Below are 20,456 nucleotides of genomic sequence, written 5' to 3'. Positions count from 1 at the left end.
AGGGCACGATCGCTCCCTGCGAGCCGGAGTCCGTCCGCTAGACAGGGGCCGGCGCGTCGCGAGCGGCCGACCCGAGACCTACGGGGTCGGCCGCCGACGGGGAGCTCGGCCGGGTTGTCCGGGCTGGCCGGTTGGCCGGTTGGCCGGGTCGTTCGGGTCGGTCAGGCCGGTTGGTCCGCCGCCCGTACGTGGTCGAACACCTGCTCCTGCTCCGCCTCGCCGAGCAGATACGCCTGCGCCTCACCCACGTGGAAGTACATCCCGTGCAGCTCCAGCGCCCCGTCCCGCAGCGCCCGCGCCACCGAGTCGTGCGCGCGCAGGTGCTCCAACTGCTGGACCACGTTGGTCAGACACAGCTGCTCGACCGCGTCGGCGGGTGCGCGGCCGGCCAGCCGGGCCCATGGTCTGCCGGCGTCGGCCATGCGCTCCAGGCTCGGCAGCCCGTGCCGCAGCCACCGCTCGAGCGGTGTCCGGGCGCCGCCGGGCTCGGAGTTGAGCAGTGCCTGCATGGCCCCGCACCCGGAGTGCCCGCACACCGTGATGGACCGCACCTTCAGCACGTCCACCGCGTACTCGATCGCGGCCGCCACCGAGTCGTCGCCGCTCTCTTCACCGGGCAGGGGGACGAGGTTGCCCACGTTGCGCACCACGAACAGGTCGCCGGGACCACTGGAGGTGATCATCGAGGTGACGAGCCGCGAGTCGGCGCAGGTGAGGAAGAGCTGGGAGGGCCGCTGACCCTCCCGGGCCAGCCGGGCCAGCTCGCCCCGCACGAGGGGTGCGGTGTTGCGCTGGAACGCGCTGATGCCGCGCGCCAGTTCACGGCCACCGGGGCCGCCAGGGCCGTTGGGCCGGCCGGGGCCCGTGCGCTTTCCGGGGCTGCCGGGGCTGCCGGTGCTGCTCGGGCTTGTCGGCGCACCGGGGTGGCCGGCGGGCGGGGCCGGCTGCGGGCGCTCGCACTGGTGGTTGCGCCAGGGTGTCCAGGGGCGGCAGCGGCAGCCCACGGTGGCCGTCGGGTCGCTCGCCCCGGGCGCGGGACCCGGTTCGGGGTCGGCAGGGGTGACCCCGGTCGCGGAGCCGGAGAGGCCGTCGGCGCCGGGCGCCGGCCCGGCGGCACTCACTCCCGCGCGGCGCCCCGTCAGCTCGACGGTCCCGCCCTGCGCGGTGTGCGTGTTCTGCCAGTCCTGCAGTGACTCGTACGCCGCGTGGTCCATGAACGAACCGTCCAACTCCACCACGGCGTGGGCGCCTTGGGGTACGAGATGCAGGGTCCGGCTGAGCCGTGGCACCGCGAGGAAGGTCAACTGGCCCCGGACATGGATGTGATGGGCTCCTTCCTGCTCGTCGTGGGTGATACGGGTGCGGGCGAGGCGGTGCATGGCGACGGCGACGGCCACGGCGATCCCCAGCGTCACGCCCTCCAGGACGCCGAAGATCACCACGCCGAGTGTGGTGACGGCGTACACCAGCACTTCTCGGTGGCGGGTCACCGTGCGGATGTGGTGCAGGGACACCATCTGGATGCCGACGGCCATCACCAGGGCGGCGAGCGAGGCGAGCGGGATGAGCTCCAGGACCGGGACCATCAGCAGCGCCGCGACCACTACGAGAACGCCGTGCAGCATCGTGGAGTTCCGGCTCACGGCACCCGCGTTCACATTCGCCGAACTTCTCACCGCCACCCCCGCGACCGGCAGTCCGCCGAGCGCGCCGGAGACGATGTTGGCGGCGCCCTGACCGAGGAGTTCGCGGTTCAGGTCGGAGCGGCCGACGCGGACGGTCAGGCCTGGCCGCGCGGCCGCCATCTTGTCGACGGCGACCGCGCCGAGCAGCGACTGCACGCTGCAGACGAGGGTGGTGGTGAGTACGGCGGCGGTCAGACCGAGCACCGGCCCCTCGGGAAGTCCCGCCAGGGCATGGCTGCTCCAGGACGGCAGGTCGACCTTGGGCACGCCGAGACCGGCGAGGGAGGCGGCCGCGGTGGCGCCGCTGACGGCGACGAGGGCGGACGGGACCTTGCGCAGGAGCTGTCCCGCCCGGCCGGGGATGCGCGGCCAGAGCAGCAGCACGGTCAGCGTGAGCACGCTGACGGTCACCGAGGCCGGGTGCAGGTTCGCCAACTGGGCGGGCAGGGCGCGGAGGTTGGCGAGGACGGAGCTCTGCGGGGTGCCGCCGAGGACGATGTGCAGCTGGGCGACGGCGATGGTGACGCCGATGCCGGCGAGCATGCCGTGCACGATGGCGGGGCTGACGGCGAGCGCGGTACGGGCCACGCGCAGGCAGCCGAGGCCGAGTTGGGCGAGGCCGGCGAGGACCGTGATGGCACAGGTCGTACGCCATCCGTAGCGGTGGATGAGGTCGGCGGTGACGACCGTGAGCCCCGCGGCGGGGCCGCTGACCTGGAGCGGGGAGCCGCCGAGGCGTCCGGCGACCAGTCCGCCGACCGCCGCCGCGACCAGGCCGGCCTGGAGCGGGGCGCCGGTGGCGAGGGCGATGCCGAGGGACAGGGGGAGGGCGATCAGGAAGACCGCGACGGAGGCCGACACGTCGGCACCTTCGAGCCGGAAGCGGCGGTGCGGGGTCGGCGGTGGGCTGTGGGGGTGATGCGTGCGCTCTGTCCGAGTGGGGTCGGTGGCGCGGGTGGGTGCGCAGGCTGACATGTTTCCCGTCTCCTCCGGGCGGCGCGGTCGCGGAACAGGTGGTCCCCGTCGAGGTGGCGGGGTCGGTCGCGGCCGTGGGTCACGGCGTGCAGCGGCGGGATGAAATCAACGCTCGGTAAATGAATCGTAATCCAGAGTAAAGGTCAGGCATGGATTTTTCTGGCAAATGGAGCATCGAATCACCTGGATGGATGAAGCAGGTATTTCATCGGCTTGTCGTACTAATTCCTTCTCGGTCCCATGCGACCTTGGCGGCGCTGTCGGGCCCTCCCGGCGCATCACCGAAAAACGCCCTCATCGGCGTTGGCCTGAGAGAAGGAAGAAGGTGGGCGGAATATGGCCGCCACCCAGAGGATCGCCGCGGGCGCAGTGGTCGCCGCGACGTGTGCCGCCTCACTCGCCGGTTGCGGGATCGGCTCCAACGGCTCCAAGGCAGGTGCCGCCGGTCCGCAGCAGGCCAAGCAGGCACCGAAGAACGTGGTCCGCCTGATCGGCGACGGCTCCACCTCGTACACCGGAGCACAGCCCCACCTGCCCAGACCCGAGCGGCTCAAGGCCGGTCAGAAGCCCCCGCAGTTCGTCGTCTTCTCCTGGGACGGCGCGGGCGAGGACAGCCAGAAGCTGTTCTCCCACTTCCGCAAGGTCTCCAAGGCCAACCACGCGACGATGACGTACTTCCTCAGCGGCGTGTACATGCTGCCGGAGGACAAGCGCGACCTGTACAAGCCGCCGCAGCACTCGCCGGGCCGCTCCGACATCGGCTTCAACGACGAGAAGGGCATCGCCGACACCGTGAAGCAGCTGCGCCTGGCGTGGCTGGAGGGCAACGAGATCGGCACCCATTTCAACGGCCATTTCTGCGGCAAGGACGGCGGCGTCGGCGAGTGGTCGGTCGACGACTGGAAGGACGAGATCTCCCAGGCGAAGCAGTTCGTGAAGTCCTGGAAGACCAACGCCGGGATGAAGAAGGCGGCCCCACTGCCCTTCGACTACGACAAGGAGCTCATCGGCGCCCGCACACCCTGCCTCGAGGGCCAGACGAACTTCATGAAGGCGGCGAGCGGGCTCGGCTTCCGCTACGACACCAGCGGGGTCAACGAACAGGTCTGGCCCAAGAAGCGCTACGGCCTGTGGGACCTGTCGATGCAGCTCGTGCCCTTCCCGGGCCACTCCTACGAGCAGCTCACCATGGACTACAACTTCATGGTCAACCAGTCCGGCACCCTGACGCAGGGCGACCCCGACAGGTACGACTACTGGGGCGACCAGATGCGGGACGGCCTGCTCAAAGGCTTCCAGCGGGCCTACGACGGCAACCGTGCACCCCTGGTCATCGGCAACCACTTCGAGTCCTGGAACGGCGGCACCTATATGCGGGCTGTCGACGAGGTCGTCGAGAACGTCTGCAACAAGCCCGACGTGCGCTGCGTCTCCTTCCACCAGCTGGCCGACTGGCTGGACGCCCAGGACCCGCAGGTCCTGGCGAAGCTGCGCACCCTGGACGTCGGCGAGGCCCCGAAGCAGGGCTGGGAGTCCTTCCTCGCCGGCAGCCCGGCCCCGGCACCGAAGGGCGTGCCCGGGGCGCCGGCGGCCAAGCGGTAGCCGTCACACCGGGGTGATGACGCCCTCGCCGAGCACGAACCCGGGGTCGACCTGCGCCGCCAGGTCGGCCCCGGTGCGTGCGTTGCCCCAGGAGTCGGCGTTCTTCAGATGGAAGTGGACCATCTGGCGGGTGTAGCCCTCCCAGTCGCGCAACTCGTACGTCGCGTCCGCGGCGACCTGAAGGGTGCGCAGGGCACGGCGGTTGGCGTCCTCCAGGAGCTCGAACCGGGGCGGCCGGCCCTTCTCCATGGCGCGCACCCAGTCCGAGTGCCCAACGGTCACCAGCAGGTCGTCGCCGACCTCGGCGCGCAGGAAGTCGAGGTCGTCCCGGCCCTGCACCTTGTTGCCGACGACCTTGAGGACGACGCCGAAGTCACGTGCGTACTCCTTGTACTGGCGATAGACGGAGACCCCCTTCCGGGTCGGCTCGGCCACCAGGAACGTGATGTCGAAGCGGGTGAACATGCCGGAGGCGAAGGAGTCCGAGCCCGCCGTCATGTCCACCACGACGTACTCGCCGTGCCCGTCCACCAGGTGGTTCAGGCACAGCTCCACCGCTCCCGTCTTGGAGTGGTAGCAGGCGACCCCGAGATCCGCGTCGGTGAAAGGGCCGGTGGCCATCAAACGGACGGCACCGCCGTCGAGTTCCACCGGCCGAGCACAGGCGTCGTAGACCGGGTTGTCCTCGCACACCCGCAGCAGCCGCGAGCCCTCGCCGGGCGGGGTGGTCTTGATCATCGTCTCGGCGGAGGCGATACGCGGGTTGGAGCCGCGCAGATAGTCCTTGATCAGCGGCAGCCGGTCGCCCATCGCGGGCAGCGCGGCGGCCTCCGCCTCGTCGAGCCCGAGCGCGGGCCCCAGGTGCTGGTTGATGTCCGCGTCGACCGCGACGACGGGTGCGCCGACGGCGGCGAGATGGCGGATGAACAGGGAGGACAGGGTGGTCTTGCCGCTGCCGCCCTTCCCGACGAAAGCAATTTTCATATTCACGAAGGGTAGTCGCGCGATAGCTGTACGTCGCAGGCGCGCGTGAAGAAGACCACTCATTCGTGGGGCACCCCTGTGAGGTGGCTAGTGTCGTACTCATGAGTACGACAGGCGCGACCGCCGATCCGCTCGCCGCCCTGGGTTCGCTGCCCGGTGTGGCCGAGTCCGTGGAGTCCGTGCGCAAGGCCGTGGACCGGGTCTACGGGCACCGGGTGATGCGGCGCCGCAGCAACGAGATCACCTCCGAGGCGGCGCTCCGGGGCGCCCGCGGCTCCGCCGCGCTCTCCGGCGCCGACTGGGCCCTCGAAGAGGTGCGCAGGCGGACCGACTTCAGCGGTGACGACGACGCGCGCGTGATGGGCGCGGCCCTGCGGCTCACCGCCGAGGCCGGCCAGCTGCTGTCCATCTGGCGCCAGTCGCCGCTGCGGGTGCTGGCCCGGCTGCACCTGGTGGCCGCGGCGACCAAGGGCGACGAGGTCGGACGGCCGCGGCAGGCGGGCGAGCCGGTCGACGAACCGCTGATCGAGCTGCCGCTGCCGGGCGCCGACGAGGTGCACGGCCGACTGGAGGGCCTGTCCGAGCTGATCATCGCGGGCAGCTCCGCCCCCGCCCTGGTGACGGCCGCCGTCGTCCACGGCGAACTCCTCGCGCTGCGCCCCTTCTCCTCCCACAACGGCCTGATCGCGCGCACCGCCGAGCGCATCGTCCTGGTGGGCAGCGGCCTGGACCCGAAGTCCGTCTGCCCGGCCGAGGTCGGCCACGCCGAACTGGGCCGCGCGGCCTATCTGGCTGCGCTCGACGGGTATGTCTCCGGCACGCCGGAGGGCATGGCGGCCTGGATCGCGCACTGTGGCAGGGCGGTCGAGCTGGGCGTGCGCGAGTCGACGGCGGTCTGTGAGGCGCTCCAGCGCGGGGCCGCTTAGAAGAACCCGAGGACGACTCCGGAAAAGGGATGCGGCGGTACGAATCCTCGTACCGCCGCTGGCATGTTCACCGGGTTACCAAGCGTCCTCGATATGTTGCCCATCAGGTCGGGAACTTTGCCCGTCACCTGGTGCGGCTGGCCCGTAATCGACGGGTCGACGTCGCGTGGGTGCTCGGTGTTCATGCTCGGTCCGTGGGGCCAAATGCGTTATTAAGGTGATCCTCTCGGATGTCCTCGGTCTCGCGGGCCGTTAAAACCTTTGTACTCCCAGACCGGAGGAAGCGAAACCCCTGCCTACGCTTCTTTACTTTTGCTATCAAAAGGTGTGAAACGGTCAGAGGTCTGTCGTTCGGCGCCGACTCGCGTACCAGACGAGGCCCGCAGTGGCCGCCGCGGCACCTATCGCGGCGGCCGCGACCAGGGCCGGACGGGGCGGCACGGAGAACGAGGGGAACCGCTGCTTGAGCCGGACCGGACGGTGGAAATCGAGAATCGGCCACCCGCGCGCGAGTGCCTCGCGGCGCAGTGTCCGGTCCGGGTTCACGGCGTGCGGATGGCCGACCGACTGCAGCATCGGCAGATCGGTCGCCGAGTCGCTGTAGGCGTAGCAGCGTTCGAGGTCGTACCCCTCGGACTCGGCCAGCTCCCTGATCGCCTCCCCCTTGGTGGGGCCGTACGCGTAGTACTCCACCTCGCCCGTGTAGCAGCCGTCGTCGCCCACCACCATGCGGGTCGCCACCACCTGGTCCGCACCCAGCAACTCGCCGATGGGCTCGACCACTTCGGCGCCCGAGGTCGACACGATGACGACGTCGCGGCCGGCGTTGTGGTGCTCCTCGATGAGGGAGGCGGCCTCGTCGTAGATGATCGGATCGATCAGGTCGTGCAGGGTCTCGGCGACGATCTCCTTCACATGCTGGACGTTCCAGCCGCGGACGAGCTGGGAGAGGTACTCGCGCGTCCGCTCCATCTGGTCGTGGTCCATGCCGCCGACGAGGAAGACGAACTGGGCATATGCGGTACGCAAGGCGGCCCTGCGGTTGATCAGTCCGCCTTGGTAGAAGGACTTGCCGAAGGTGAGCGTGCTCGACTTCGCAATGACCGTCTTGTCCAGGTCGAAGAAGGCGGCTGTGCGGGGCAACGACTGGTTTTCCACAGCCCCGAGCATAGGGGGAGCCCATTCGGCGTAAGGTGGGCGCGTGGGTTTGCCTGAGAGGGCTCTCGGGTACACCATGGAAGTCACGGATCGTTCGCGACCGTGCTAACCCGGTCCGGCTCCTCCCCCCCCGAGTCGGCCGTGGAGACGACCCCCGCTCTCCCCCCCGGCGGGGGTCGTCGCATGTCCGGGTGGGTTTTTCCCTTTATCGACGCGGTGATGTGGCCGTGCGCAGGCGGCTGAGGCCGCCCCTTTCACATGTCCATGATCCGTCACCGTGTGTAGCCGTTGGGTGCCTCTGTGGAAGTCGCGCGAGGGTCGGCACAGGGCCCACCGGTATGGGTGACGGCGATATTCACAACCGTCGAGTTGTCCACAGTTATCGACCAAGATCCACATGATTTCCGGCGCCGCTGCACCGTGATTCCAGCGCGTCCCGCTCGGGCCGAGTTCATGACCGGTTCCGGTTTGCCGGGCGGTTTGGCCGGTTCCTATCGGCCGCTCATATGGAGGCCGATTGCCGGTTCTTCACACGTTTGGGAATCGCGGGGCCGCAGGGGCCGCGCGAGAGGAAGCAGCGAAGGGGGATGGAGACCGTGGCCGGAGCCGTCACACACGAACCACCGCCCGCCGCCTCGGGGCGGCAGGCCGGACCACTGATCGTCACGGAGGACCCGGACCTTCTGGACGACCTGCTGCGCCTGTGCGCCGCGGCCGGAGTGACACCGGAGGTGCATCCTTCGGTGCGCACAGGGGGCTGGGAGGCCGCACCGCTCGTCCTGGTCGGCGACGACGCGGCGCGCCGGGTGCGCGGGGCCGCGCGCAGACGAGGGGTGGTGCTGGTCGGCCGCGACCAGGACGACTCCGGGGTCTGGCGCCGGGCCGTCGAGATCGGCGCCGACCATGTCCTGATGCTGCCCGACGGGGAGCAGTGGCTGGTCGACCGCATCGCCGACGTGGCCGAGGGCGTCGGCCGCCCCGCCCTCACCGTGGGCGTCATCGGCGGTCGCGGCGGGGCCGGGGCGTCCACGCTTGCGTGCGCCCTTGCCGTCACCTCCGCGCGCCAGGGGCTGCGCACCCTGCTCGTGGACGCCGATCCCCTGGGCGGCGGACTCGACGTACTCCTCGGCGGCGAGACCGCGGAGGGCCTGCGCTGGCCGGCCTTCGCCGCCTCGCGCGGGCGGGTGGGAGGCGGAGCTCTGGAGGAGTCCCTCCCCGAACTGCATTCCCTGCGCGTCCTGAGCTGGGACCGCGGGGACTGCGTCGCCATCCCGCCCCAGGCCGTCCGGGCGGTATTGGCCGCGGCCCGCCGCCGCGACGGCACGGTCGTCGTGGACCTGCCCCGCCGCATCGACGACGGCGTCGCCGAGGCCCTCGCCCAGCTCGACCTGGGCCTCCTGGTGGTCCCCGGCGAGCTGCGCGCGGTCGCGGCGGCCGGGCGGGTTGCCTCGGCCGTGGGGATGGTCCTGCGGGATCTACGGGTGGCGGTACGAGGGCCGTACGCCCCCGGCCTCGATGACCGCGAGGTGGCCCGACTGCTCGGCCTGCCACTGGCCGGCGAGGTGCCGGTCGAGACGGGGCTGGTGCGGCCGGCCGAGGGCAGGACGCCGCCCGGCGCGGGCGGGCGCGGACCGCTGGCGCGGTTCTGCCGGGGGTTCTGGGAGCGGGCGTTGACGGAGGCGGGGGCGGCGTGAACAGGCGGTTCTGGGAGCGGGGTCCGGTGGCGGCGGGTGCGGCATGAATACGTCACCGGGACTCCTCGACGGCGTACGGCAGTGGCTGGTCGAGAGTGGGGCCGAGCCGACGCCCGCACGGGTGGCACAGGCGCTGCGGGAACAGGGGCGGGTGCTCGGGGACGCCGAAGTCCTCGGGGCGGCCGAGCGGTTGCGGTCCGAGCTGGTCGGGAGCGGGCCGTTGGAGCCGCTGCTCGCCGACCCGTCGGTGACCGACGTACTGGTGTCGGCGCCGGACCGGGTCTGGGTGGACCGGGGCGGCGGACTGGAGCTGACCTCTGTCTCCTTCGCGGACACGGCGGCCGTACGACGCCTCGCGCAGCGACTGGCCGCGGTGGCCGGACGGCGGCTGGACGACGCACGGCCGTGGGTCGACGCGCGGCTGCCCGACGGGACACGGCTGCATGCGGTGCTGCCGCCGGTGGCCGTGGGCTGCACCTCTCTGTCGCTGCGGGTCGTACGGCCGCGAGCGTTCACGCTCGACGAACTGGTCGCGGCGGGCACGGTGCCGCCGGGTGGGGACCGGGTGCTGCGGGCGCTGGTCGAGGCACGGCTGTCGTTCGTCGTGAGCGGCGGGACCGGGACCGGCAAGACGACTTTGCTGAGCGCGCTGTTGGGGCTGGTCGGACCCGGCGAGCGGATCGTGCTCGCCGAGGACTCGGCGGAGCTGCGGCCGGACCATCCGCACGTCGTACGGCTGGAGACCAGACCCGCCAACCAGGAGGGCGCGGGGCTCGTCACGCTCCAGGACCTGGTACGGCAGGCGCTGCGGATGCGCCCGGACCGCGTGGTCGTGGGCGAGGTCCGCGGACCGGAGGTCGTCCACCTGCTCGCCGCGCTCAACACCGGCCACGAGGGCGGCTGCGGCACCGTCCACGCGAACGCGGCCGCCGATGTGCCGGCCCGTCTGGAGGCACTCGGTACGGCCGCCGGGCTCGACCGGGCAGCACTGCACAGCCAGTTGGCGGCCGCGCTGTCGGTGGTGCTGCATCTCGTGCGGGACCGCGCCGGGCGACGGCGGATCGCGGAGGTGCATGTGCTGGAGCGGGATCCGTCGGGGCTGGTGCGGACGGTGCCGGCCCTGCGGTGGGGAGCGGAGGCGTTTGTGCGGGAGCGGGGGTGGGAGCGGTTGCGGGGGTTGCTCGGCTGCCGGGGCGAGGGCGGATTCGGAGTTGGGGCAGTTGGTCGCGCGCGGCTCGGTGGCGGTGGACGGAGCTGGGGCGGCCTTGAGAACGGGGTCGGACCGGGAGACGGCGCCGGCGCAGGGGCCGGGACCGGAACAGGAAACGGAGTCGAGGGTGACGGCCGGGTCTGCGACAGGGCCGGGCTCGGCCGCGGGGGCGGGAGCCGGGCCGGTGTCGAGGGCGGGAGCCCGGGTGGCGGTCAGGTCGGGATCGGCGTCGAGGACGAGGGCGAGATCGGGAGGGCGCGGTGATGGGTACGGAGCAGATCGCGGTGGGGGCGGCTGTGCTGTGTGTCGGGGCGGTGGCCCTGATGCTCGGCGGGTGGCATTCCGGGGCGCGGCGGGCGCAGTTGTTGCTGGCCGGGGGTGGGGCGGTGGGGACCGGGCCGCCGTCCTGGCAGGAGTTGGCCGGGCAACTGCGGCGGATCCGTGGGCGGTTGGGGGCCGAGTGGTGGGCCTTGGCCCTCGGGCTGGTGCTGGCCGTCCTGGGGGCGTCCGTGGTGCCGGTGGTCGCGGGGGCGGCCGGGGTGCCGTTGCTGCGGCGGGTGCGGTTGGCCGGTCTGGCCCGTCGGGCACGGGAGCGCCGTGGGGACGCGGTGATCGCGCTGTGCGGGGCGCTCGCCGGGGAGGTACGGGCCGGGCGGCAACCGGGAGAGGCGCTGCTGCGGGCCGCCCGTGACTCCGGCGGGCTCGGGGACGCCCAGGCGACGGTGCTGGCGGCGGCGCGGTTCGGCGGGGACGTACCGGGCGCGCTCGCGGGGGCGGCGCGGCAACCGGGCGCCGAGGGGCTGCTGGGCCTCGCCGCGTGCTGGCGGGTAGCGGTGGACCAGGGGGCCGGCCTCGCCGCCGGACTCGACCGGCTCGAAGGGGCGTTGCGGGCCGAGCGGGACCAACGTGCCGATCTGCGGGCGCAGTTGGCGGGGGCTCGGTCGACGGCGCTGATGCTCGCGGGACTCCCGGTCCTGGGGCTCGCCCTGGGCGCGGCCTTGGGGGCCGACCCTCTGCATGTGCTGCTGCACACCGGGGCCGGGTGGGGCTGCCTGGTGATCGGGGGCCTGTTGGAGGGGCTGGGGATGTGGTGGGCGATGCGGATCGTGCGTGGCGCGGAGACGGCGTGAGGGCGGCTGCGGGGCCGGCGGAAGGGGCTTGGCGTGGAGGCGTTTGCCAGGCCGTCTGAGAGAGGCGAGTTGGTGGGGACGGAGGGGCGTGTGGAGGGGCTTGGCGTGAGGGCGGTTGCCGGGCCGTCTGAGAGAGGCGTGTGGGTGGACGCAGGGGCGTGTGTGGAGGGGCTTGGCGTGGAGGCGGAAACAGCGCCGGAAACAGGGCGTGGTGTGGAGCGGGGGTCGGTGTGAGCTCGGAAGTTGTCCACAGGGTGTTGGTGGCCGTGGGGATCGTGCTCGGTGGGGCGTGGGCGTTGCGGGGGCTGGAGGCGGCGCGGCGGGAGCGGAGGGTGCGGCGGAGGCTGGCCGGGTTGGTGGCTGCCGTGGAGGCGACGCCTTCCGGGCCTCGGGTCGATGTACGGGAGATCGTGCGGCGGTGGGGGCCGGAGGTGGGCGTCGTGGGTGCCGGGTGGGTGCTGGTCGGTGGGGCCGCCGGGGTTGTGGTGGGGCTGGTCGTCGGGGTCGCGCTGTGGTGGTGGCGTCGTAGGCAGGCGAAGGCGGTTGTCGTGGAGGTGTTCGATCAGGTACACGCGGCCCGTCAACTTCCGCTCGCCTCCGATCTGTTGGCCGCCTGTATCGCGGCGGGCGCCGGGCCGGTCGTCGCGGCGCAGGCGGTGGGGGAGGCCCTGGGCGGTCCCGTTGGGGACGCGTTGGCGCGCGGGGCGGCGGAGGTGCGGCTCGGGGGTGAACCGGCCGAGGCCTGGCGGAGGCTGGCCGCGCTGCCGGGAGCCGGCGGCCTGGCCCGGCTGCTGGAACGGGCCGGTGAGTCCGGGCTCCCGGCTGCCGGGCCGGTCGCGCGGCTGGCCGGAGAGGCCCGCGCCGAGGGGGCACGCGCCGCGACGGCACGGGCTCGGCGGGCGGCCGTCATGGTCACCGTGCCGGTGGGGTTGTGCTTCCTGCCCGCGTTCATCGCGGTCGGCGTACTGCCCGTGGTGATCGGGCTCGCGGGTGGGGTGCTGGGAGGGGGTGGTGGATGACGGGGGCGGGCTGACGGCGAAGCAACGACTGACCAAGAGACCAGTGGACCAATGGAACGGAACCTCACGGGGGTTGAGATGTACGAGGCGGTACGGGCGCGGCTGTGTGCCCTGGTGTGCAGGGCGCGGGCGGCGCGCAGGGACGCGGGGATGGTCACCTCCGAGTACGCGATGGGGATCGTCGCGGCGGTGGCGTTCGCGGTGGTCCTCTACAAGGTGGTGACGAGCGGGGCCGTCAGCGCGGAGTTGCAGGGCATCGTGAAGCGGGCGCTCGATGCGCGGATGTAGGCGGAGCGCGGACCGGGGGTTCGTGACGGCGGAGTCGGCCGTGGTGCTGCCCGTGCTGGTGATGTTCGCGATGGCGCTGGTGTGGGGGCTGCTGGTGGTGGCCGCGCAGATCGAGTGCGTGGACGCGGCACGGGCCGGGGCGCGTGCGGCGGCCCGGCAGGACCCGGCCGACGCGGTCGTCGCAGTGACCCGAGAGGCGGCGCCGCGCGGTGCGAGGGTCACGGTCAGCCGGGCGAGGGACCAGGTCAGGGTGGTCGTCGTGGCGAAGCCACCGGCGCTGCACGGGCTGCCCTTCGAGGTACGGGAGGAGGCCGTGGCGGCGGCGGAGGAGACGGTGGGGGTGGGCGAATGAAGATCGCGACGGCGTGGCGTTCCGACCGCGGCTCCGCCACCGTCTGGAGTCTGGGTGCGATCGCCGTGCTCTGTGTGGTCTTCGGGGTCGTGCTGGCCCTCGGGCAGGCCGTCGTGGTCCGGCATCGGGCGGCCGGTGGTGCGGATCTCGCGGCGCTCGCGGCGGCGGACCACTGGGCGGACGGCACCGCGGCGGCCTGTGCCGGGGCCGACCGGGTGGCCCGGGCACAGACCGCGCGGCTCGTGCGATGCGTGGTCGTGGGCCAGATCTCGGACGTGACGGCGGCCTCGGGAAGGGGGCCGTTCGCGGCGGAGGTCAGGGCACGGGCGGGGCCTGCGGAACCGCTGCCGACGGCGCCTCTTCCCCCGCCTGCTCCCGGAGCTGCTCCACCGATTCCCCCTCCTGCTCCAGGAGTCACCCCACCGTCCGCACCTCTGCCTTCTCCTCCGGCGCCCCGCGCAGCAGCACCGTGAGCAACCGCACCGCCCCCCTCTTGTGCAACGGGTCGTTCCCGTTGCCGCACTTGGGGGACTGGATGCAGGACGGGCACCCCGCCTCGCACTCGCAGGAGGCGATGGCCTGGCGGGTGGCGGTGAGCCAGGCGCGGGCGGTGTGGAAGGCGCGCTCGGCGAAGCCCGCGCCGCCCGGGTGGCCGTCGTAGACGAAGACGGTCGGCAGGAGTGTGTCGGGGTGGAGCGGGATCGAGACTCCGCCGATGTCCCAGCGGTCGCAGGTCGCGAAGAGGGGCAGCATGCCGATCGACGCGTGTTCGGCGGCGTGCAGGGCGCCGCCGAGGATCTCGGGGTTGATGCGGGCCTCGTCGAGCTGGTCCTCGGTGACCGTCCACCACACCGCGCGGGTGCGCAGCGTACGAGGAGGGAGGTCGAGCTTGGTCTCGCCCAGGACCTCGCCGGTGATGACACGTCGGCGGAGGTAGGAGACGACCTGGTTGGTGACTTCGACCGAGCCGTAGCACAACCGGCCCTCGCCCCAGGGGATTTCGGTGTCCGTCTCCAGGACGGAGATGGACGTGGTGTCGCGGGCGACCGTCGAGTAGGACGGGTTCGCCTCTGCGACCAACGCCACCGAGTCCTCCAGGTCCAGGGAGCGGACCAGGTACGTGCGGCCCTGGTGGAGGTGGACCGCGCCCTCGTGGACCGTCGTGTGCGCGGCGCCCGCGTCGACCGTGCCGAGCAGGCGGCCCGTGCCGGACTCCACGATCTGGACCGGTCGGCCGCCCTCGCCGCGGATGTCGGTGAGGTCGGCGGCCCGCTCCCGGCGGGTCCAGTGCCAGGCCTTGGTACGGCGGCGCAGCAGCTTCGCGGCCTCCAGCTGGGGGAGCAGGCTCTCGGTCTCCGGGCCGAACAACGCCAGGTCCTCGTCGGTCAACGGGAGTTCCGCGGCGGCGGCGCAGAGGTGCGGGGCGAGGACGTACGGGTTGTCCGGGTCCAGGACCGTCGACTCCACCGGCTGGTCGAAGAGGGCCTCGGGGTGGTGGACGAGGAAGGTGTCCAGGGGGTCGTCGCGGGCCACCAGGATCGCAAGGGCACCCTGTCCGGCGCGGCCCGCCCGGCCCGCCTGCTGCCACAGGGACGCCCGCGTGCCCGGGTAACCGGCGATCAGGACCGCGTCCAGGCCCGAGACGTCGATCCCGAGTTCGAGGGCCGTGGTCGCCGCCAGGCCCAGCAACTCGCCCGAGTGGAGGGCCTGTTCCAGGGCGCGGCGTTCCTCCGGGAGATAGCCGCCGCGGTACGCCGCCACGCGCCGGGCGAGGGAGCGGTCGACCTCGGCGAGGCGTTCCTGGGCGATGACCGAGATCAGCTCGGCGCCGCGCCGGGAGCGGACGAAGGCGACCGAGCGGACGCCCTGGACGGCCAGGTCCGTGAGGAGGTCGGCGGTCTCGGCGGTGGCCGTGCGGCGGACCGGGGCGCCCTTCTCGCCCTGGAGCTCGGTGAGCGGGGGCTCCCAGAGGGCGAACACCAGTTCACCGCGTGGTGAGGCGTCGTCGGCGACCTCGACCACCGCGAGGCCGGTCAGACGGCGTGCGGCGACCGAGGGCTCGGCGGCGGTCGCGGAGGCGAGGAGGAAGGTCGGGGAGGCGCCGTAGCGGGCGCAGAGGCGGCGCAGGCGGCGCAGGACCTGGGCGACGTGGGAGCCGAAGACGCCCCGGTAGGTGTGGCATTCGTCGATGACGACGTACTTCAGGGCCTTGAGGAAGGAGGACCAGCGGGGGTGGGACGGGAGTATGCCGCGGTGCAGCATGTCCGGGTTGGTGAGCACGTAGTTGGCGTACTGGCGGACCCATTCGCGCTCCTCGAAGGGGGTGTCGCCGTCGTACACCGCCGGTCGTACCGCATTTCCCAGAGGTTGTGAAAGTTTCTTCACAGATCTGCACTGGTCGGCTGCCAGGGCCTTTGTGGGGGCGAGGTAGAGGGCGGTGGCGCCGCGGCCGTTCGGGGCCTCGGAGCCGTCCAGGAGCGTGGAGAGGACGGGGACGAGATACGCCAGGGACTTGCCGGACGCGGTACCGGTGGCGACGACCACCGAGTCGCCGTCGAGGGCGTGTTCCGCGGCGAGGGCCTGGTGGGCCCAGGGGTGCTCGATGCCGCAGGCCTGTACGGCGGCGATGACCTCGGAGCGAATCCGGTCAGGCCAGACGGCATGCCGACCCTCGCGCGGGGGCAAGTGCTCCGTATGAGTGATGCGCGAAGCCCGGCTCGGCCCGGAGGCGAGCCGGTCCAGGAGCATGCCTGGTGCGAGCCGGGACACGGGGTCCGTCGGAGATCGATCGGATCGGTGATTCTTGGCCATCGGCACCGAGTGTGTCACTGGCGTGACGGACAATGGGACCAAGGCGTCGTGCACGTCTGCCGTAAGTGATTGAATGCCATCGCGGCTGGCGAACCGTTCCGGGGGCTCTGCCGAGGTGTCCCGAGGGGCGACCGCTCGAGTAGCAAGGTGCTGGAGGATCCGTGGACCTGTCCCTGTCGACCCGTACCGTCGGCGATCGTACGGTCGTCGAGGTCGGTGGCGAAATCGACGTATATACCGCGCCCAAGCTGCGCGAGCAGCTGGTCGAGCTGGTGAACGACGGGAGTTTCCACCTCGTCGTAGACATGGAGGGCGTCGACTTCCTCGACTCCACCGGGCTCGGCGTGCTGGTCGGCGGCCTGAAGCGGGTGCGTGCCCATGAGGGCTCGCTGCGCCTGGTCTGCAACCAGGAGCGCATTCTGAAGATCTTCCGCATCACCGGCCTCACCAAGGTGTTCCCGATCCACACCTCGGTCGATGAAGCGGTAGCGGCGACCGACTGATCACCGCCCCATGGAGCGGGACGTGACCGCTCCCCAGGCGGAGGAAGTTCCATCAGGGGGTCCGGGCTTTCGGCGGCCCGGTCCCCCGACAGCACGCCCGTAGTTCCGAGGGGGATGCATGGCCACCGTTGAACTCCGCTTCAGCGCGCTGCCCGAGCACGTCCGGACCGCCCGACTGGTGGCGGCAGCGGTGGCGCGCAGGGCCGGAGTGGACGAGGCCGTCCTCGACGAGGTCAGGCTCGCCGTCGGCGAGGCCTGCACCCGTGCCGTCGGACTGCACCAGAGCGCCGGCATCACGGCGCCGGTGCAGGTGAAGCTGACCGAGGAGGAGAAGCAGTTCTCCATCGAGGTCGGCGACGAGGCGCCGCGTTCGGCTCCCGGCGACCGGGCACCCGGCTCGGTGGGCGACGACGTGGACACCGAGGAGGACGAGATGGGCCTCGCGGTCATCAGCGGCCTCGTCGACGACGTCGAGGTGATGGCCGGGGAGAACGGCGGGTCGATCAAGATGACTTGGCCGACCACACCGCCGGTCGCGGTGCTCACCTGAGCCTCGACTGTCCGTTTCTGTACCGAAGGGCCCTACCGAGTAGGGCCCTTCGGCATGTCCGCGCCCGTCGTCCGCGCCTACAGTGGTCTGGCACCCCGCATTTCGTGAATTCATTCACGATCAATCAGGCGATAATTCGATCAAGTAAATGGCGGCGTCAATGCTTTTGAGGCATTACCACTTTCGGGTTCAGTGGCGTGACGTCGATCATTTGCTGAAGAGCATGTGAAGGCTAATTCCGCTTACCGTGCTCTGTTTTGATCAGGTGCGGGTACCTAGAATCCGTCCACATCTTGAGCTCAGCCCAAGCGTCAAGGAGGACGAATGGCGGGGCTTTCTACCCCTCATCAGTTGGATCACCCCACAACCTTCGCAGCCGCAGTACTGACCGACGACAACCGGATCATCGTGACGGTCATCGCGGTCGTCGCGCTGGCCGCGCTCGTGGTCGCGGGCATCCTGGTGCGCCAGGTGCTGGCGGCGGGCGAGGGTACCGACAGCATGAAGGAGATCGCGGGGGCCGTGCAGGAAGGCGCCAACGCCTATCTCGCACGGCAGCTGCGCACGCTCGGCGTTTTCGCCGTCGTGGTGTTCTTCCTGCTCATGCTGCTGCCCGCGGACGACTGGAATCAGCGTGCCGGTCGATCCGTCTTCTTCTTGATCGGCGCGGCGTTCTCGGCGGCCACCGGCTATATCGGCATGTGGCTCGCCGTACGCAGCAATGTGCGCGTCGCCGCGGCGGCACGGGAAGCGACCCCGGCGGAGGGTGAGCCGGAAAAGGATCTCACCGCCGTCTCGCACAAGGCAATGAAGATCGCTTTCCGTACGGGCGGCGTCGTCGGCATGTTCACGGTGGGGCTCGGTCTGCTGGGCGCCTCCTGTGTGGTGCTGGTGTACGCGGCCGACGCCCCGAAGGTGCTCGAAGGCTTCGGCCTCGGCGCCGCCCTCATCGCGATGTTCATGCGTGTCGGCGGCGGCATCTTCACCAAGGCCGCCGACGTCGGCGCCGACCTGGTCGGCAAGGTCGAGAAGGGCATTCCGGAGGACGACCCGCGCAATGCCGCGACCATCGCCGACAATGTGGGCGACAACGTCGGCGACTGCGCGGGCATGGCGGCCGACCTCTTCGAGTCGTACGCCGTGACCCTGGTCGCCGCGCTGATCCTCGGCAAGGTGGCCTTCGGCGACTCCGGACTGGCCTTCCCGCTGATCGTGCCCGCGATCGGCGTGATCACGGCGATGATCGGCATCTTCGCCGTGGCCCCGCGCCGCTCGGACCGCAGCGGAATGTCGGCCATCAACCGCGGTTTCTTCATCTCCGCGGTGATCTCGCTCGTCCTGGTGGCGGTGGCCGTCTTCATCTACCTCCCCTCGAAGTACTCGGACCTCGACGGCGTCACCGATGCCGCCATCAGGGCCAAGGACGGCGACCCGCGGATCCTCGCGGTCGTCGCGGTGGGGATCGGCATCCTGCTGGCCGCTGTGATCCAGCAGCTGACCGGCTACTTCACCGAGACCAACCGCCGACCTGTCATGGACATCGGCAAGACCTCGCTGACCGGCCCGGCCACCGTCGTCCTCGCCGGTATCTCGGTGGGGCTGGAATCGGCCGTCTACACCGCCCTGCTGATCGGCCTCGGCGTCTATGGCGCCTTCCTGCTCGGCGGTACGTCGATCATGCTGGCGCTGTTCGCGGTGGCGCTGGCCGGCACCGGTCTGCTCACCACGGTCGGCGTGATCGTCGCCATGGACACCTTCGGCCCGGTCTCGGACAACGCGCAGGGCATCGCCGAGATGTCCGGCGACGTCACCGGTGCGGGCGCGCAGGTGCTCACCAACCTGGACGCGGTCGGCAACACGACGAAGGCCATCACCAAGGGCATCGCCATCGCCACCGCCGTCCTGGCGGCGTCGGCGCTCTTCGGGTCGTACCGCGACGCGATCACCACGAACGTGGCGGACGTGGGCGAGAAACTGACCGGAGCGGGCGCACCACTGACCCTGTCGATGGACATCTCGCAGCCCAACAACCTCGTCGGCCTGATCGCCGGCGCGGCGGTCGTCTTCCTCTTCTCGGGGCTGGCGATCAACGCCGTGTCGCGGTCGGCGGGTTCGGTGGTGTACGAGGTGCGGCGGCAGTTCCGCGAGCACCCCGGGATCATGGACTACACCGAGAAGCCCGAGTACGGGCGCGTCGTGGACATCTGCACCAAGGACGCGCTGCGGGAGCTGGCCACGCCAGGTCTGCTCGCCGTGATGGCGCCCATCTTCATCGGGTTCACGCTCGGCGTCGGTGCCCTCGGCTCGTACCTCGCGGGTGCGATCGGCGCGGGCACGCTCATGGCGGTGTTCCTCGCCAACTCCGGTGGCGCGTGGGACAACGCCAAGAAGCTCGTCGAGGACGGCCACCACGGCGGCAAGGGCAGCGAGGCCCACGCCGCCACCGTGATCGGCGACACGGTCGGCGACCCCTTCAAGGACACCGCGGGGCCCGCGATCAACCCGCTGCTCAAGGTCATGAACCTGGTGTCGCTGCTCATCGCGCCCGCGGTCATCAAGTTCTCCTACGGCGACGACAAGAACCTCGGTGTGCGGATCGGGATCGCGGTCCTCGCCCTGATCGTCATCGTCGGGGCGGTCTACGTCTCCAAGCGGCGCGGGATCGCCGTGGGCGACGACGAGGGCAAGACCGAGCAGGTGGCCAAGTCGACCGATCCTGCGGTGGTTTCGTAGGCGGTCTTACGACAGCACCGCTCAAGGGGCGGGCGGACGACGCGTGTTGACGCGTCGTCCGCCCGCCTTCGCATGTGTGCCCGGTCTGTGGGGCGCGTGTGTGTGCAGCCTCACGGTGAGCCTTCTCTCGCCTGGTGCAAATGGCTCCAAATGTGTCTCTAGTGGACGCCCGGCATGGGGTTGACGTCTGTGCGGCGTGTATGTTCCGGGGCCGAGAGCCATGGAAGGGACCAATCCGGTGAACAAGAAGCTCGCGGCCGCACTGTCCGGCGGTGCGGTACTGGTACTGGCGCTGTCGGGATGCAGCAGCAGCAACGACAACAACGACAAGCTGAACGCCTGGGCCAAGCAGGTCTGCGACGCCGTACAGCCGCAGGCCAAGAAGATCGAGGCCGCCAACGCCGCGATCCAGAAGCAGACCTCGGACAACAGCGCGCCGGGAGACGTCCAGAAGACCGACGCACAGGCCTTCCAGGACATGTCCGACGCCTACCGGGCGATCGGGGCCGCCGTCCAGAACGCCGGGGCGCCGGACGTCGACAACGGGGCGCAGAAGCAGAAGAACGCGGTCAAGGAGCTCAACGACATCGCCGCGTCCTACGCCACGCTGCAGACGCAGGTCGGCAAGCTGAACATCAAGGACCAGGCCAAGTTCGCCGACGGCCTCAAGGGCATCGCGACCTCGCTGGACAAGCTGAGCCAGAGCGGGAACGACGCGCTGAAGACCCTGGAGGAGGGCGACGTCGGCAAGGCGATGTCGAAGCAGGCGAGCTGCAAGTCGGCGTCCGCCTCCGCTTCGTCCTCGTCGACGGCGAGCTGACGCGGAGCTGCGGTCG

16 protein-coding genes and 1 pseudogene are annotated in these 20,456 nt (G+C 71.2%); 13 read left to right on the top strand and 4 right to left on the bottom strand.

What is annotated here, in order from left to right; all coding sequences use genetic code 11:
* Window positions 1–161: 161 nt before the first annotated feature.
* Entirely contained in the window at window positions 162–2,660 is a 2,499-nt protein-coding gene (locus ACWC09_RS13490; RefSeq protein ID WP_450850670.1) for a bifunctional SulP family inorganic anion transporter/carbonic anhydrase, read from the bottom strand.
* A gap of 336 nt (window positions 2,661–2,996) precedes the next feature.
* On the opposite strand from ACWC09_RS13490, the gene ACWC09_RS13485 reads away from it, so the two are divergent.
* On the top strand, window positions 2,997–4,262 hold the full coding sequence (locus ACWC09_RS13485) for a hypothetical protein (protein ID WP_450850669.1): 1,266 nt from the start codon (window positions 2,997–2,999) through the stop codon (window positions 4,260–4,262).
* A 3-nt stretch (window positions 4,263–4,265) separates the two neighbouring features.
* On the opposite strand, the gene ACWC09_RS13480 is transcribed toward ACWC09_RS13485, so the two are convergent.
* On the bottom strand, window positions 4,266–5,246 hold the full coding sequence (locus tag ACWC09_RS13480; protein WP_450850668.1) for an ATP-binding protein: 981 nt from the start codon (window positions 5,244–5,246) through the stop codon (window positions 4,266–4,268).
* Between the two features lie 101 nt (window positions 5,247–5,347).
* Here ACWC09_RS13480 and ACWC09_RS13475 point away from each other — a divergent pair, with 101 nt between their 5' ends.
* On the top strand, window positions 5,348–6,172 hold the full coding sequence (locus ACWC09_RS13475) for an oxidoreductase (RefSeq protein WP_450850667.1): 825 nt from the start codon (window positions 5,348–5,350) through the stop codon (window positions 6,170–6,172).
* A 336-nt stretch (window positions 6,173–6,508) separates the two neighbouring features.
* On the opposite strand, the gene ACWC09_RS13470 is transcribed toward ACWC09_RS13475, so the two are convergent.
* Window positions 6,509–7,342 (bottom strand): HAD family hydrolase, encoded by an 834-nt coding sequence (locus ACWC09_RS13470; RefSeq protein WP_450850666.1) that lies wholly within the window; start codon window positions 7,340–7,342, stop codon window positions 6,509–6,511.
* 575 nt (window positions 7,343–7,917) lie between these two features.
* Between ACWC09_RS13470 and ssd the strand changes: the two genes are divergently transcribed.
* From ssd to ACWC09_RS13435, 7 genes and pseudogenes are all read left to right on the top strand, one after another.
* Window positions 7,918–9,024, top strand: a complete 1,107-nt coding sequence (ssd, locus tag ACWC09_RS13465; RefSeq protein WP_450850665.1) for a septum site-determining protein Ssd — start codon at window positions 7,918–7,920, stop codon at window positions 9,022–9,024.
* Between the two features lie 43 nt (window positions 9,025–9,067).
* Window positions 9,068–10,240: pseudogene (locus ACWC09_RS13460) on the top strand (TadA family conjugal transfer-associated ATPase); the annotation flags it as partial.
* Window positions 10,241–10,497: 257 nt separating this feature from the next.
* Window positions 10,498–11,364 carry a type II secretion system F family protein gene (locus tag ACWC09_RS13455; RefSeq protein WP_450850664.1) on the top strand — a complete coding sequence of 289 codons (867 nt, stop codon included), beginning with the start codon at window positions 10,498–10,500 and terminating at the stop codon, window positions 11,362–11,364.
* 230 nt (window positions 11,365–11,594) lie between these two features.
* On the top strand, window positions 11,595–12,383 hold the full coding sequence (locus tag ACWC09_RS13450; RefSeq protein ID WP_450850663.1) for a type II secretion system F family protein: 789 nt from the start codon (window positions 11,595–11,597) through the stop codon (window positions 12,381–12,383).
* Between the two features lie 78 nt (window positions 12,384–12,461).
* A complete protein-coding gene (locus ACWC09_RS13445) occupies window positions 12,462–12,671 on the top strand; it encodes a DUF4244 domain-containing protein (protein WP_450850775.1) in 210 nt (69 codons plus the stop codon).
* Window positions 12,658–13,023, top strand: coding sequence for a TadE family type IV pilus minor pilin (locus ACWC09_RS13440; protein ID WP_450850662.1), 366 nt, complete (start codon window positions 12,658–12,660; stop codon window positions 13,021–13,023). The genes ACWC09_RS13445 and ACWC09_RS13440 overlap by 14 nt, the downstream gene beginning before the upstream one ends.
* Window positions 13,020–13,496, top strand: a complete 477-nt coding sequence (locus tag ACWC09_RS13435; protein ID WP_450850661.1) for an Rv3654c family TadE-like protein — start codon at window positions 13,020–13,022, stop codon at window positions 13,494–13,496. The genes ACWC09_RS13440 and ACWC09_RS13435 overlap by 4 nt, the downstream gene beginning before the upstream one ends.
* On the opposite strand, the gene ACWC09_RS13430 is transcribed toward ACWC09_RS13435, so the two are convergent.
* Window positions 13,438–15,834 (bottom strand): DEAD/DEAH box helicase, encoded by a 2,397-nt coding sequence (locus ACWC09_RS13430; protein ID WP_450850660.1) that lies wholly within the window; start codon window positions 15,832–15,834, stop codon window positions 13,438–13,440. The genes ACWC09_RS13435 and ACWC09_RS13430 overlap by 59 nt on opposite strands.
* A gap of 161 nt (window positions 15,835–15,995) precedes the next feature.
* Here ACWC09_RS13430 and bldG point away from each other — a divergent pair, with 161 nt between their 5' ends.
* From bldG to ACWC09_RS13410, 4 genes are all read left to right on the top strand, one after another.
* On the top strand, window positions 15,996–16,337 hold the full coding sequence (bldG, locus tag ACWC09_RS13425; protein WP_005475923.1) for an anti-sigma factor antagonist BldG: 342 nt from the start codon (window positions 15,996–15,998) through the stop codon (window positions 16,335–16,337).
* 118 nt (window positions 16,338–16,455) lie between these two features.
* Complete coding sequence (locus ACWC09_RS13420) at window positions 16,456–16,887, top strand: ATP-binding protein (RefSeq protein WP_450850659.1); 432 nt, start codon at window positions 16,456–16,458, stop codon at window positions 16,885–16,887.
* A gap of 324 nt (window positions 16,888–17,211) precedes the next feature.
* On the top strand, window positions 17,212–19,620 hold the full coding sequence (locus ACWC09_RS13415) for a sodium-translocating pyrophosphatase (protein WP_450850658.1): 2,409 nt from the start codon (window positions 17,212–17,214) through the stop codon (window positions 19,618–19,620).
* A 220-nt stretch (window positions 19,621–19,840) separates the two neighbouring features.
* Window positions 19,841–20,440 (top strand): small secreted protein, encoded by a 600-nt coding sequence (locus ACWC09_RS13410; protein ID WP_450850657.1) that lies wholly within the window; start codon window positions 19,841–19,843, stop codon window positions 20,438–20,440.
* The last annotated feature ends 16 nt before the right edge of the window (window positions 20,441–20,456 follow it).

The organism is Streptomyces sp. NPDC001617 (genome assembly GCF_053596855.1).
The sequence above is the reverse complement of the archived record's forward strand: the minus strand, read 5'-3'. Positions and strand labels throughout refer to the sequence as shown.